This window comes from Pseudomonas sp. MF6394 (assembly GCF_002018845.1).
GTDB classification, from domain to species: Bacteria; Pseudomonadota; Gammaproteobacteria; order Pseudomonadales; family Pseudomonadaceae; genus Aquipseudomonas; species Aquipseudomonas lactis.
Genome location: NZ_MVOJ01000002.1, coordinates 129,572 through 142,749 on the forward strand (window position 1 = coordinate 129,572; position 13,178 = coordinate 142,749).

Annotated in this window: 14 protein-coding genes; 5 read left to right on the top strand and 9 right to left on the bottom strand. The window is 55.2% G+C overall.

The window, feature by feature from the left end; translation table 11 throughout:
- Positions 1–127 precede the first annotated feature (127 nt).
- The 5 genes from MF6394_RS03290 to MF6394_RS03310 are packed head-to-tail and all read left to right on the top strand — an operon-like array spanning position 128 to position 3,572.
- The gene (locus MF6394_RS03290; RefSeq protein ID WP_008437351.1) at positions 128–478 is read left to right on the top strand and encodes a metalloregulator ArsR/SmtB family transcription factor; all 351 of its coding nucleotides are present in this window, start codon (positions 128–130) and stop codon (positions 476–478) included.
- Between the two features lie 22 nt (positions 479–500).
- Positions 501–1,790: an arsenic transporter gene (locus MF6394_RS03295; protein WP_008437350.1), complete on the top strand. Its 1,290-nt coding sequence runs from the start codon at positions 501–503 to the stop codon at positions 1,788–1,790.
- 9 nt (positions 1,791–1,799) lie between these two features.
- Positions 1,800–2,270 (top strand): arsenate reductase ArsC, encoded by a 471-nt coding sequence (locus tag MF6394_RS03300; RefSeq protein ID WP_008437349.1) that lies wholly within the window; start codon positions 1,800–1,802, stop codon positions 2,268–2,270.
- Complete coding sequence (arsH, locus tag MF6394_RS03305; protein ID WP_008437348.1) at positions 2,270–3,004, top strand: arsenical resistance protein ArsH; 735 nt, start codon at positions 2,270–2,272, stop codon at positions 3,002–3,004. Before MF6394_RS03300 ends, arsH begins: the two co-directional genes overlap by 1 nt.
- A 19-nt stretch (positions 3,005–3,023) precedes the next feature.
- Positions 3,024–3,572, top strand: coding sequence for an arsinothricin resistance N-acetyltransferase ArsN1 family B (locus MF6394_RS03310; protein ID WP_008437347.1), 549 nt, complete (start codon positions 3,024–3,026; stop codon positions 3,570–3,572).
- Between the two features lie 255 nt (positions 3,573–3,827).
- Here MF6394_RS03310 and MF6394_RS03315 read toward each other — a convergent pair whose 3' ends face one another.
- The 9 genes from MF6394_RS03315 to MF6394_RS33720 form a co-directional block, all read right to left on the bottom strand.
- The gene (locus MF6394_RS03315; protein WP_024073377.1) at positions 3,828–5,783 is read right to left on the bottom strand and encodes a DEAD/DEAH box helicase; all 1,956 of its coding nucleotides are present in this window, start codon (positions 5,781–5,783) and stop codon (positions 3,828–3,830) included.
- Positions 5,780–7,660 (bottom strand): hypothetical protein, encoded by a 1,881-nt coding sequence (locus MF6394_RS03320; RefSeq protein ID WP_019818088.1) that lies wholly within the window; start codon positions 7,658–7,660, stop codon positions 5,780–5,782. The genes MF6394_RS03315 and MF6394_RS03320 overlap by 4 nt, the downstream gene beginning before the upstream one ends.
- Positions 7,661–7,770: 110 nt before the next feature.
- Positions 7,771–9,675 (bottom strand): type I DNA topoisomerase, encoded by a 1,905-nt coding sequence (topA, locus tag MF6394_RS03325; RefSeq protein WP_008437341.1) that lies wholly within the window; start codon positions 9,673–9,675, stop codon positions 7,771–7,773.
- Positions 9,676–9,774: 99 nt separating this feature from the next.
- Positions 9,775–9,972, bottom strand: a complete 198-nt coding sequence (locus MF6394_RS03330; protein WP_073845721.1) for a CrpP family ICE-associated protein — start codon at positions 9,970–9,972, stop codon at positions 9,775–9,777.
- Between the two features lie 178 nt (positions 9,973–10,150).
- A complete protein-coding gene (locus MF6394_RS03335; protein WP_008437339.1) occupies positions 10,151–10,576 on the bottom strand; it encodes a hypothetical protein in 426 nt (141 codons plus the stop codon).
- A 110-nt stretch (positions 10,577–10,686) separates the two neighbouring features.
- Positions 10,687–11,151, bottom strand: coding sequence for a single-stranded DNA-binding protein (locus tag MF6394_RS03340; RefSeq protein ID WP_008437336.1), 465 nt, complete (start codon positions 11,149–11,151; stop codon positions 10,687–10,689).
- 15 nt (positions 11,152–11,166) lie between these two features.
- Positions 11,167–11,706: a DUF3158 family protein gene (locus MF6394_RS03345; protein WP_008437334.1), complete on the bottom strand. Its 540-nt coding sequence runs from the start codon at positions 11,704–11,706 to the stop codon at positions 11,167–11,169.
- 5 nt (positions 11,707–11,711) lie between these two features.
- Positions 11,712–12,437 (bottom strand): PFL_4669 family integrating conjugative element protein, encoded by a 726-nt coding sequence (locus MF6394_RS03350; RefSeq protein WP_008437331.1) that lies wholly within the window; start codon positions 12,435–12,437, stop codon positions 11,712–11,714.
- Between the two features lie 68 nt (positions 12,438–12,505).
- A complete protein-coding gene (locus tag MF6394_RS33720; RefSeq protein ID WP_124356005.1) occupies positions 12,506–13,096 on the bottom strand; it encodes a hypothetical protein in 591 nt (196 codons plus the stop codon).
- Positions 13,097–13,178 lie beyond the last annotated feature (82 nt).

Genomic DNA, 13,178 nt, shown 5'->3' on the forward strand with positions numbered 1-13,178 from the left:
GTTACCCTGTGGTCGACCGGTGAGCATTGATCCCCATCGTTAACTCCCGCCACAGGCATTTGTGCAAGCAGGCTGAACGTGGTTAAATCTGCATATTCGATTATCCACATATGCAGAGCGATTGCTTATGAGCCTTACACCACACACATTCTTCAAGTGCTTGGGTGATGAAACTCGCGCCCGGATCATGCTCATGCTTTCGGCTGAGGGTGAGTTGTGCGTGTGCGAGTTAATCTGGGCACTGGACGATAACCAGTCGAAGGTCTCCAGGCATCTTGCCCAACTGCGTGCTTGCGGGTTACTCGCAGATCGGAGGCAGGGTCAGTGGGTTTACTACCGGCTGCATCCCGAGCTTGAACAGTGGGCACTGGATGTTCTGAACGTCACTACGCAGGCACACCAGTCCTGGGTTAACGACCATCAAGGACGGCTGGCTTCCATGGAAGACAGACCCGTGCGCCAAGCCTCCTGCTGCTGACATCCTGATCTGGAACATACTCATGCTCATCGCAGCATCGATTTTCGTAGTTACGCTCGTCTTTGTTATCTGGCAACCCAAGGGGTTAGGTGTCGGCTGGAGCGCGGCAGCGGGTGCCGTTCTGGCACTACTGACTGGCGCCGTAAGTCTAGGGGATGTGCCGGTTGTGTGGCACATCGTCTGGAACGCTACCGCGACCTTCATTGCTGTGATCATCATCAGTTTGTTGCTCGATGAAGCGGGATTCTTCAAATGGGCGGCGCTTCATGTCGCTCGCTGGGGTCGGGGCAAAGGCGGACGTCTGTTTGCGCTGATGATCCTGCTCGGTGCAGCCGTTTCGGCACTGTTCGCCAATGATGGAGCCGCACTGATTCTGACCCCAATCGTCATCGCGATGCTGACGGCGCTTCGCTTCAGCCCGGCATCCACCTTGGCATTCGTGATGGCCGCAGGCTTCATCGCTGATACCGCCAGTCTGCCGATGGTGGTGTCCAACCTGGTGAACATCGTTTCGGCAGACTTTTTTGGCGTGGGTTTCGGTGAATACGCTTCTGTCATGTGGCCAGTGAACCTAGTGGCCGTGGCCGCGACACTGTTCATGCTCTGGATGTTCTATCGCAAGGACATTCCCGCCCAGTACGACGCGGATCAGCTTGAGGCCCCGGAGTCGGTGATTCGAGATCGGGCGACCTTCATTGCTGGCTGGTGGGTACTTGGCCTGCTGCTGGTTGGTCTGTTCGCACTGGAGCCGTTAGGTATCCCCATCAGCGCTGTTGCTGCTGCGTGTGCAATGATCCTGCTGGTCATCGCAGGTAAAGGCCAAATCATCTCCACGAGAAGGGTCATCAAGGACGCGCCCTGGCAAATTGTCGTGTTTTCGCTGGGCATGTATCTGGTGGTCTATGGCCTGCGTAATGCTGGCCTAACCGACTCGCTCTCGGGGCTGCTGAACATATTTGCCGAGCATGGCCTATGGGCCGCTACCTTGGGCACCGGTATCACCGCTGCGCTGTTGTCCTCGATCATGAACAACATGCCGAGTGTGCTTATCGGCGCTCTGTCCATTCAGGGCAGCGACGCTACAGGACTGGTACGTGAGGCCATGATCTACGCCAACGTCATCGGTTGCGATCTTGGCCCCAAGATCACGCCCATCGGAAGCCTGGCCACGTTGCTGTGGCTGCATGTGCTAGCGCAGAAAAATATCCGCATCACCTGGGGTTACTACTTCAAAGTCGGCAGCATCCTCACCCTCCCTATCTTGCTGGTAACGCTGGTGGCACTGGCGTCGCGGCTGAGCATCCCTGTCTAGGAGAAACCCATGAAAGTGCTATTTATGTGTACGGCAAACAGCTGCCGGAGCGTTCTCTCGGAGGGGTTGTTCAACCACCTGGCCCCGAGCGGTTTTAACGCCGTCAGTTCGGGCAGCTTCCCAAGCGGACAACTGAATCCACGCGCCGTGAGTACGTTGCAAGCGCTTGGTATCGACACCACAGATCTCTACAGCAAAGGCTCAGAGGTGTTTTCGGACTCACCACCGGATGTGGTGATCACCGTGTGTGATAAGGCTGGAGGCGAACCCTGCCCGGTCTATTTCGGGCCTGCTGTCAAAAGCCACTGGGGCCTCGCCGACCCTTCCGATGTAGAAGGCACAGACAGCGACATCCAAGCCGCATTTGACGCGACCGTCGTCCAGATTAAAAAGCGTTTCGAGGCATTCTTCAGCTTGGATCATTCGGCGCTCACACCGCAGGAACTGAAGCGCGAGCTAGATCAAATAGGTGAACTGTAATGGACGAATTTTCCTCGGAAAGCAGCCTGGATCTACCTAATCTGGATCAGTCGCTAATCGACTTCGTCACACTGGATCGCCTGCAAGGCAACGAGCAACCGACTCACAAACCACGCATCTTGTTGCTGTATGGCTCAACCCGTGAGCGCTCTTTCAGCAGGCTGCTGACCCAAGAGGCCGCGCGCATCCTGACCCTAATGGGAGCCGAGACCGTCATCTTTGATCCCTCGGGTCTGCCTCTCCCTGATGACGCTCCGGAAGACCATCCAAAGGTTAAAGAGCTGCGGGATCTGGTTCTGTGGTCAGAGGGACAGGTGTGGTGTTCGCCAGAGCGTCACGGTGCAATGTCTGCTGTATTCAAAGCCCAAATAGACTGGATACCTCTCACGTTGGGCGCTGTCCGCCCCAGCCAGGGCAAGACGTTGGCCGTCATGCAGGTCTGCGGTGGATCACAGTCCTTCAACACGGTAAACCAGCTTAGGATCCTCGGGCGCTGGATGCGGATGATCACCATCCCAAACCAGTCGTCAGTACCCAAAGCCTTTCTGGAGTTCGACGACGCAGGGCGTATGAAGCCATCCGCCTACTACGACCGTGTTGTGGACGTGATGGAGGAACTGATGAAGTTCACGCTGATGGTTCGGGGCCGGGAAACGTATTTGGTAGACCGCTATTCGGAGCGCAAGGAAAGCGCCGAAGCACTCTCGAAACGAGTCAATCAAAGATCGATTTGAGCGACCAAGGGGATAGAGGATGAGCAACACCACAGTAAGGATTGCGCAGATTTCGGACGCTCAAGCCATCCAGGCAATTTACGCACCGATGGTTGAGCATACGGCGATTTCGTTTGAGCTTGAGCCGCCCACAGTCGAAGAGATGGCCAAGCGGATTGGGTCGACTTTGCCGACTTACCCGTATCTGGTAGCGGAGCGAGACGGCCAGCTCATCGGCTATGCATATGCCAGTCAGCACCGGGCTCGTGAGGCCTATCGCTGGTCGGTCGACGTCACCGTTTATATATCGCCAGAAGCGCACCGTAGCGGGGTCGGCCGGGCACTGTATGGCGTGTTGCTGCCGACATTGAAAAGGCAAGGGTTTCACGCAGCCTTTGCCGGGATCGCGCTGCCAAACGATGGCAGCGTGGGGCTGCATGAAGCACTAGGCTTCGCTCACATCGGTACGTATCCAGAAGTAGGATTCAAGCATGGCGCTTGGCATGATGTTGGATATTGGCGTATCGCGCTGGATTCAACGAGTCCGCCAAAACTGTCCGTGCCTTTCAGTGAGATCAGTCTCTTCTGAATGGGTCTCGACGGCCATTATGAGCGATGGGAAGATTCTAATACGTAACAAAGTCAATTATGTTCGACTCCTCGAAATGAATACGAGCAAAGTGGGTAAAATCGAAATAGATTTGCCACTTTCGGAAGTTTGCAGATATCGAACGAAACTATTGTTGCCGATGGGGAGGCCTATTAGATTCCAGAAAACAAAAGTAATGGTTCCAAGTACGTTTACAAGGTCTCAGCCACTAAGAAGCAGTGATATACCGCAGATCTACAAATTGGTCGCCAATGCTTGTCTCGCGTTGCCGGCCGCGTCGGGCTCAATGAGGTCACTTGCCAACTGACGCTTATCCTGCAGCATTTGCCAAAGCATCTGGTCGATTGTGTTTTCCACCAGCGGGATTTTCACCACGACCATGCGCAATTGCCCATTGCGGTAGGCCCTGTCCTCAGCCTGGTCCTGCAGTCCAGGCGTCCAGGGGAGGCCCAGGAACATCACATAGTTGGCCGCAGTGAGGTTGTTGCCGGTGCCGGCAGCGGAGGTAGTGGCGGCAAAGACGCGGGTTTCTGGATCACTTTGGAATTGATCGATCGCCTTCTGCCGTTTGCCTACAGAGTCACTGCCGACAACCGTGACGCACCCGTACTCAGCTTGCTTGCACCGAGTGCGAAGTGTTCCTACCGTATCCTTGAACTCACAGAACAAGATTACTTTGTCCTCCGCGTCCAGTTCGCACAGCAGATCCATTACGACACGAATCTTTACCTGCTCAAGCAACTGACGCAGTGATCCCAACCTGGCGAGGCTAGGCCTGTCTTCGAGCCGAATTTGATCGTATTGCTTGCGCTCTTCAGCAGTGAGTTCGATGGGTAAAGTTTGGCGCTGTTTGCCCTTGAGACCGGGCAAGACATCCTTGCGTCGACGGAGCATCCAATCGCCGATTGCGCCCCGCAGATTCATGCGGAAATCCTGACTGCCGGCGAACTGTTCGCAGAATTCTTTCAAGGGCAGTTTCCCAACGGGGTGGCCGGATAGCCGTAGCAGCGTGTGCAGCTCAGATTCTCGGTTGAGGACTGGCGTACCCGTCAGCAGGTAACGGTTGGGTATCTTGGCGGCAATGTCGAAGCCGTGACGTGTCCACGCGGCGGTCGGCTCTTTCAGGCGGTGCGCCTCGTCGATGATCATCACTTCAAAGTGTCCTGCATGCAGAACAAAATCGCCAAGGCGTTCGTAGTTGGTGATAATCCATTGCGAAGAGGGATCAAAGACCTGTTGGCCGATAGTGGCCTTGGGATACACCATCTGGATTTCGCGTTGCCAGTTGATGATCAACGTCGACAGGGTGATAACCAAGATGGGTCTATTAGCTGCTCGGATTGCAGCGGCAATGATTGCTTGGCGAGTTTTACCAAGCCCCATGTCATCCGCAAGCAAGGCGCTTGTGCGCTGTAGCAAGTGCCGGATGCCTGCCGGTTGATGGTCCAGTAAAGAATAACCAGCCAATGCCTGGTTAATCTGTTCGGTAGTGGACCCGGTGCGCTCGATTGAGGGCACCGCGGCTAAATACACATCGGTTGAGGTGCTATCGTCAGCCGCTTTTGCTGCGCGCTCTTGTGGCGGTCCACCAAGACTGATGCGGGTGATTTCATCAGCTGGAACAACGGATCCGTCGGTCAGCAGCTCTTGCACGGTGTCGAGGATTTCGAACTGATCCTCCGACAATCCAAGCTCCAGGATCAAGTTGCTTCGCACCACTTCCGCACCAGCGTCAATGCGCCAGGACTTGGAATGCCCGAGAAACACGCCGTGCATGCGCCTTGAAACGGCGACCGCGCCAGGATGGTAGTCACCTGACAGCAGGATCCCGCCCTGAACGAGTGGAGCTATCCGAAAGGTCAGCCCCCACGTGAATGCCTGCCGATCTGGGTCGTTTTGTGCGGCTGTGATTTTATGTGAAAACGTCTCCCAACTTTCATTGAAACGGTCCTCGGACAACTCCATCAAACGGTGGAAGAGCACATCCAGGTCATCCAGCAACTTGCCTTTTGGTAATCGCCAATAGCGATGTTGAGGATGCTCGGCACGCCGAATATAGAAACCATTACGTTCGAGAAACAGCCGGTTCGCACCCTCAACGTATTGCATTAAGACCCCGAAGTCATAGCCGTCAAAAATGACTTTTTCGACCAGGTCCTGCCGGCGGTTCATCAGACGTGGACGACTCATGTCCTGCTCAATCGTTGGTTGATCCATTCCGCACAGGCCTGGGCATGCATTTTTTTCCGGTTTCGATTTGTATAGCGCGACATGGATAGTGTTTGGTCGGGCCATTCCAGGTTAATGGCGAGCTCACCCGATTTGATCTTTGCCCAAAACCATTGATAGGCCCGGTCAACCCTGGAGCCCGACTTAGGTGTGCGATTGCGGAGCCCTCTCAGTTGTATCGTCACCAGGTGTTTGGGAGTCAATTTTGCTAACGTTTCGCCCCAGGCACTTTCATCCATTTGGATTTCTGCAGAGGCCAACGATTTCCCGTTTTCGCGAACCGAAAAAAGACGGCAGATGCCCCGATAAGCACTGTAGTCGTAACCATCAATGCAATGGCCCAGCGCTCGATGTTCCGCATCAAGATCGGCGGGGCACTTCAGTTCGATAATTTGCAGCCCATTTGGACTCACGAGGGGTGTGCTGGTTGAATAAAGCAGCGGCTTCCAGGGCGTTAAAGAGTCTGTTCTTGTTTGTGGATCTACTGCATCTAAAGCCTCACGGATGTCTATCAACGCGAGGTGAAAGCCATTCACCAAGCTGGCGATCTGGTGATAGGAAGCAGTAGCAATGAAGCTTTTGAGTTTCTGCAGTGCTTCACCAGAAGCTGGTCCGTCGCTCTCATCAACGTTGTTAAAGAGCTCGTTCAGGTCTCGAAAGTCGTCGGCGATTTTGGACCAATTGTCGTCCGACCAATCAGTTGGACACCCTGACAGCAGCCTGTTCCAGTCCTGCGTTTGATCCAGCAGTTGATACGGGATTTTATCCAGCAGCGCGAAGAGAGTGATCCAGTGCGCTTTTTTAAGAGGACGGCGATTGCCCAGTGAGGCTCCCAGCAGCAGTCGATGCCAGGGTCCTTGTGGCCCCTCGCGGCTGATACGGGTCAATGCACTGCCGGTATCGAATACCCGCTGTTGACCCAGGTAGCGCACTGCAGCGCGCGGCGCCTGTAGCAGCCAAGCCAGTGTGTCGGAAAGGGGGAGGCCCGCGTCGGCTATGCGACCTACCAGGCACTCTTCAGCGGAAATCAAATAACGGTCCTCACTCCAGTATGGGCGCCACGCCTGAAGTTCATCCCATGGGCAGTTCATGTATACCTGCTGCTGCCCATCCCACGGCCACGGCCATTGATCTGCTAGTACCAGAAGTGGAATCAGTACTGGCTGGGCTTTTAGGGCCTGAAGGCGGCGTTTTCGGTCACCTTGAGCCAGCCAGTTATAGAGCTTGGGTGAGGGACATTGCGCTGAACGAATGGCGAATAAAAGCTCTTGGTCCAGACACTGGCAAAACTGCTTCAGCGTGCTGCCAATCTGCTTCAGGTAAAATCGGGTGCGGGGATTGAAGTACCGATTGTTGCTCGCCGTCCAATCGAAGCCGCGGCGATTAAAGCTTCCTAGATCTTCAATCGAAAGGGCTTTCGCCCTCTCTCCAGCAGACTTGCAGAAGGAGGTCAGTAGGACGTCTGCATACCAGCGTTTTTCAAACCTGAGCAGTAGCTGCTGGGCCACCATTGCGGTGGGTTTTCTCTTATGCACGCGGTCCTTGCTGAAGATTTTGCAGGCCTTAACCTGATGACCATCGAAGTACTGGAGGTGATCGCCGATTCTGGCCAGGAGCCGCCGTGTTTGATCATCTGTAGAGGGCAGGGCTACGCACCAGCAACGAGTATGGACAGTGGAACTCAGATAGGTATCGATGAAGGAGGTCAGCTGGGAGGGCGGTACGTTAAATTGTAAAGCCCAGGTCTGGGCGACTTCAATTTGCCGGTCTGAGAACTTCTCCAGCTTCGGCGCTAAGATGCGCAGCCCCACCACCGATTGTCTCTTCTGTACGCTCACCCATGACCTCCTCTGCAATTTCGCAGAGGACTGTCAGGTATAGGAATGGTGGGCTTCTAGGGTTAATGCGTAACGGCGTTGTCGGTGATTTATATCGGCAATGGCAGAAGTCACACCCCTCTGGGTTTATTGAGATCTGGTTTGCCATTCAAGTTTGGAAAACTCACCTTGCATCCATTCGATTTGAAGCCTGTGCAACCCCAAAAGTCATAGCCACCGCCCCCTTTTTTTTGTCGCCTTGCGAGGGGTTGATTGCACTTGGGACAGTTGAAAGCGCCACCTGCTGTGGCTGGGCGTGGAGCGGACGCCATCGGCACACTCGGCATTCCACGTTGCTGAGACAGTTCCTCTTCCAGGCGTCTATGCAGACGCGCAACGACAGCTCCATAGGTGTCTTGGCCCTGGGCGACTTTGTCCAAATCCCGCTCCAGCTCCCTCGTAAAATCGAGCTCCACGAAACTGTAGAACCCTTCCAGCTTCGCGATTGTTTCCTCCCCCAGCGGCGCCGGTACCAGCTTGCGGCTTTTTTCCTCAATCATTCCTTTGCTGGTGATGTTCTTCAAGATCGAGGCGAACGTGCTGGGACGACCAATACCGCGGCGCTCCATTTCTTTGATTAGACTGGCCTTGGTGTAGCGGGATGGCGGCTGAGTTTTCTTCTTCAGCAGTTCTCCGTTGTGCACAGAGATGATCTGTTTTGGTGTGAGTGCAGGAACTGGGTTGCTCGCTGCTCCATCTTCCTCATCGTCTGTGTCATCGCCCTTGAGCAGTTTCCGCCACCCAGGATGAAAAAGGGTTTCACCAGTTGCATTGAATCGCAAAGCCTTACCATTTGGGCCAACCGCGAGCAGTTTTACAGCACGCACGTCGAATACCGCCGCTTCGATCTGGCTGGCCAGCGCCCGGACCCAAATCAACTTGTACAGGGCGAGTTCCTCGTCGTTCTCACCAGCTTTTGTATCAGCCCAATGCGTCGGGGTAATAGCGGGGTGGCCTTCCTGCGCGCCTTCGGCGGCCTTGAATGTACGTCGCTCGTCGACGGTCTTCAATCCGATAGATCTAGCTACGGTTCTAATATCCTCCATGGCCTCGTCTGGTACGTTGGGATTATCCGTCCTGTGGTAGGTGATCACGCCTTGTTCATACAATCGCTGGGCGACTTGCATGGTCTTGTCCGGGTCCCATTTCAAGGCGTTGCTGGCTGCTTGTTGAAGGGTGGAAGAGATGAAGGGCGCGGGTGGGTGGCGCTCGGCCTTGCGGTCTTCACAGGACTCGACGACGACATTACGTGTGCCGGCGACGAGTCGGGCCAGGTTGGCATCTTGAACGTAAGGAAAGTCTTTGCTCGCGAAATCCGGTACCGGTTGCCAGTCTGCATACCAGGTGGTGCCCTGATTCATATCCACAAAGTTCAGACGCACACCGAAGTGGTTGATTACCTGAAAGTTGCGGATCTCGCGCTCGCGCAAAACCACCAGGTATACGGCAGGCGATTGCACGCGGCCTGCAGAGGTGGGCTTGCCCATCAGTCGGCGTAGCTCCTGAGTCACCAGGTAACCCACCAAACGATCAAGTACACGCCGGCATTCTTGTGACGCGACTCTGTTCAAATCGATTTGGCGAGGATTGGCTAGAGCCTCTGCGACACGCTTCAGGGTGATTTCATTGAAGGTGATGCGTTTGTAGGATTTGACCGCCAGTACCTGCTGGATGTGCCAGCTGATGCTTTCACCTTCGCGATCCGGATCGGTTGCGAGGTAGATTTCATCGGCCTGTTTAGCTGCGGCCTTGATGGTCCGCACGGCCTTGGCGCTCTTATCCAGGATCTCGTACACCGGTGTGTAATTTTTGCGGACGCCTGTGGTGATCATGCTGTCGTCCTGCCCTCTGGCGGGCAAGTCACGTATGTGCCCACCACTGGCGACAACCAACCAGTGTTCGCCTGGGCGCAGTTTCTTCATCATTGGCTGAAGCTTTTTCAGCTTCCCAGGTGCCTCGATGATCAATAGCTTCACGGTGTGCCCCTTCTCAATTATGCAGAGCGGGACTGTCACGTCATGGCAGGTAAGGCTTCAATGGGAAATGGTCAATGCACAACGGGAGGCTTTTAGCGGCTAGAGGTCCAGCGTCAGCTGCTGTTCCTGGGCAAAGCCCTTTAGCCACGACGCGCGCATCGCAGGATGGTGGTAAGGGCAGTCATACACCCGTAGCCCTTTTCGGGCGGCGTCAGCACCGGCTATTTGAACGGCAGTATGGGGGTTATTGAATTGCCGCCTATCTGCTGGTTTCAAAGAAGTTCGAGATTGCGCCATTGGCTATCGGTCCCCGAAGAACAGATCTATCAGACAGTAACATCACGAATAGCGCATTTTTTTGCATCAAAAACGGAAGTTTTAAACTTCTGTGCTTGAGATAGCCGAATGGAAGTGTGACTCAACCTGAAAGTTAACGAATGGCGCGATTTTTTGCCAACCAATTGGCGGTTTGATGTCAATTCGAAGCTGGCTCGTCCGTCCAGTTCGCAACTCTGATCCACGCGATGAAGTCCTGAGTGGATTGTCCGCTTTGAACACGTAGTTGTTCCAGCTTGCCGTATAAGTGTTCAGTCATTTCGTCGTCGTCGTCAAAGTCGACGCGGTATTCAGTATCTAAGCGGTATTCATCGAGCAAGGTGTTGATAAATCGGCGGGCTTGCCAGGTATCAAGGTCTGTCTCTCCACGGCCCCCCATCAGATACTCTCCCGTTCGCCACCCAACTGGAGCCCATGATGCTCGGTTTATGTCCAGGGTGAGCCCGTAGTAGTCCGGAGCATTCACCTCGCTTTCATCAAAGTAAGCCCAGTAAACACGGCCTAAAGCTGGGTGCTCTGCGCCAATGACAACGTACCCTGTTGGGTCCCTCAAAACTTCATCCATCGGCACGTCCTAATTTGTAGTGGTTCTCTAATGAGGTCGGGGGAAACGATGAGCTGTTTCCCCCAACACCGACAGCTACACGAATGGGCCGAAAAATTAAGCCCCTGTTTTCAGAATTGCGGTGGATCGGTATCTGGATATTCATCCGGGCCTGGAGCTGGCTGCGGCCGCGATTCGGGTCTGTTGGACTGTTGCGAATTCTGGTTTTGCGAAGGCGCCAGATTCACCATGGTCACGCGGTGTGGCAGCATGCCGACCCGGCTGGCCTGGATTTTCAAAGCTTCGAATTCGCCATCGTCGTTCTTCCAACGGTCCATAACGGCGCGACCGGAAACCAGCACTCGCATACCTTTCTGGAACAGTTGCGAATAATGCTCGGCGTCCTTGTGCCACCACTCCACATTCGCCCAAAAACCGCCACGATCTTCGTAGCCGCCTTTGCCATCCGGAATCGAATTGTCGAAGTAAACGTTGGCTCGCATGAGTCGACGTGGGTCTTTATTGCCGTTGGGGAATTCTTTGAATTCCGGTGCAGAACCGATATTGCCTTCCCAGCCTTGTACGGGCGTGCCCATGAGTATTCTCCGAGGTTATTGGTGTTGCGTTGGGTTGTTGAGCTGCTGCAGGCGAGCGGTATACACGGCCTCTGCCTGGCCCATTTTTTCTGCGCACTCGGCGGCCTGTTTGGTGATCGAGTGCAGCAAACTCATTTGCATATTCAAGGTGATGCGCTGCAGCTCCATCACGTAAAGATCCTGCAGCATGGATTCCGGTGTTCTGGGTGAGCCCATCATTTCTGCCCAAACCCCTACGCCCATTCGCCGATCTGTCACCTGCTGCCATCTCAAAAACTGGGTGCCGGCTTGGGTGTTCTGCTCAGTCAACCGCACTGGAACTAGGGTGAATGGATATCGGCGGGCCTGGCTCAGCACTTCCTGGGCAAGAGCTTTTAAGTCCGATTCTTGAGCTCGGCAAAGATCGGCAAATTGGGTCAGCTCCCCCTTACCTTTAAAAGGCTTTAAAAGGCCCTTTAGTGAGGCAGCCTGTTGCAGTCGCTGAAAGGCTTCCTGTTGCAGTGGCCGGAAGGCGGTCTGTTGCAGCGACCCATCATTGGAGGGAATCTGGCCCATGCTCTTTAACCCTCAACGGGGTCATCGAGATGATCATCCGTCTCGGTTTGCTGCTGACCGCGGATGATCGGTGGCGCGAAATTCGAACGGCGGGTGCCTTCCAGGATGTCTTGTGGCAGCTCACCGTACCGCTCGTACATTTTGCGGGCTGCTTCAGCCTTGGCATTGTTTGCAGCGAAGTCGTCGCGGGCAGCGCCTGAGTACTTATAGATCTGGGCCAGACCAAACAGTCTCCGCAGTACCGCTGCGCCTTCGTCGATCCAGGTTTCCATATCGTGGCGCCCGACAAGGCCAACGTGCTGGGCCAACAGAATGCGTCTGACAATTTCGTCGTAGTTCGTCAGCAGGTACACAGCCTGAAATCCCAGGGGATTGGAGATGTACAGCGGGAGGCTGACAGGCTGGATCGAGAGGTTTTCGCTAATGCTGATGGCCGGTGGAAGAGAGGCCATGGCTGTGTCCAGGCGATCTTCGATGGTCTTTAACGCTTCCTTGGAATCGTTGATCTTTTCCTCGAGGAGGATCATCCACCAGTCAGAGTAGGGATCATCCTGTTGGGCGCCTCGAGACATTCGATTGACGACAGTGCAGAACCCTGACAGACCAATGATGCCGGCTTTGAGGTCATTTTTAGGGCGCCCCATCCATATACGAGCGGCGTGGTGAGTGTGAAGGGTGAGCTTCACATCGCTGCGCAGTGAACCGATGTTGAGCCGGAAGTTATCAGCCATGGTGCAGTGTTTCCTTGGGAAGAGGATTGACGTACCCATGCTGCAATTTGGCTATAGGAGACGCAGCATTAAATACGTAGCCCGATGGAAGGGGATTTGTTGAGGCTTCTATATAGGAAGAGCTGAAACTCGCCGGTGCGGACCGAATCCCTTGCGTGGCGGCCACCTCCGGTGCCGGATGCTGTCAGGGTGTTGTGGGCCACAACACTTGCCATGTCGCCGGCACGGATGCCGGATCCTGCCAAGGTGGTGCGGGCCGCACCACTTATATGGCTGCCACCTCCGGTGCCGGATGCTGTCAGGGTGTTGTGGGCCACAACACTTGCCATGTCGCCGGCACGGATGCCGGATCCTGCCAAGGTGGTGCGGGCCGCACCACTTATATGGCTGCCACCTCCGGTGCCGGATGCTGTCAGGGTGTTGTGGGCCACAACACTTGCCGTGTCGCCGGCACGGATGCCGGATCCTGCCAAGGTGGTGCGGGCCGCACCACTTATATGGCGGCCACCTCCGGTGCCGGATGCTGTCAGGGTGTTGTGGGCCACAACACTTGCCATGTCGCCGGCACGGATGCCGGATCCTGCCAAGGTGGTGCGGGCCGCACCACTTATATGGCGGCCACCTCCGGTGCCGGATGCTGTCAGGGTGTTGTGGGCCACAACACTTGCCGTGTCGCTGGCACGAATGCCGGATCCTGGGCAAGTGATTTGGGCCGAGTCACTTGCGTGGCGGCCGCGGCGT

Bases quoted from the DNA above. Each gene is read 5' to 3' on its own strand.
- MF6394_RS03290 (WP_008437351.1), top strand. From the start codon at position 128: ATGAGCCTTACACCACACACATTCTTCAAGTGCTTGGGTGATGAAACT.
- MF6394_RS03295 (WP_008437350.1), top strand. From the start codon at position 501: ATGCTCATCGCAGCATCGATTTTCGTAGTTACGCTCGTCTTTGTTATC.
- MF6394_RS03300 (WP_008437349.1), top strand. From the start codon at position 1,800: ATGAAAGTGCTATTTATGTGTACGGCAAACAGCTGCCGGAGCGTTCTC.
- arsH (WP_008437348.1), top strand. From the start codon at position 2,270: ATGGACGAATTTTCCTCGGAAAGCAGCCTGGATCTACCTAATCTGGAT.
- MF6394_RS03310 (WP_008437347.1), top strand. From the start codon at position 3,024: ATGAGCAACACCACAGTAAGGATTGCGCAGATTTCGGACGCTCAAGCC.
- MF6394_RS03315 (WP_024073377.1), bottom strand. From the start codon at position 5,783: ATGAGTCGTCCACGTCTGATGAACCGCCGGCAGGACCTGGTCGAAAAA.
- MF6394_RS03330 (WP_073845721.1), bottom strand. From the start codon at position 9,972: ATGGCGCAATCTCGAACTTCTTTGAAACCAGCAGATAGGCGGCAATTC.
- MF6394_RS03335 (WP_008437339.1), bottom strand. From the start codon at position 10,576: ATGGATGAAGTTTTGAGGGACCCAACAGGGTACGTTGTCATTGGCGCA.
- MF6394_RS03340 (WP_008437336.1), bottom strand. From the start codon at position 11,151: ATGGGCACGCCCGTACAAGGCTGGGAAGGCAATATCGGTTCTGCACCG.
- MF6394_RS03345 (WP_008437334.1), bottom strand. From the start codon at position 11,706: ATGGGCCAGATTCCCTCCAATGATGGGTCGCTGCAACAGACCGCCTTC.
- MF6394_RS03350 (WP_008437331.1), bottom strand. From the start codon at position 12,437: ATGGCTGATAACTTCCGGCTCAACATCGGTTCACTGCGCAGCGATGTG.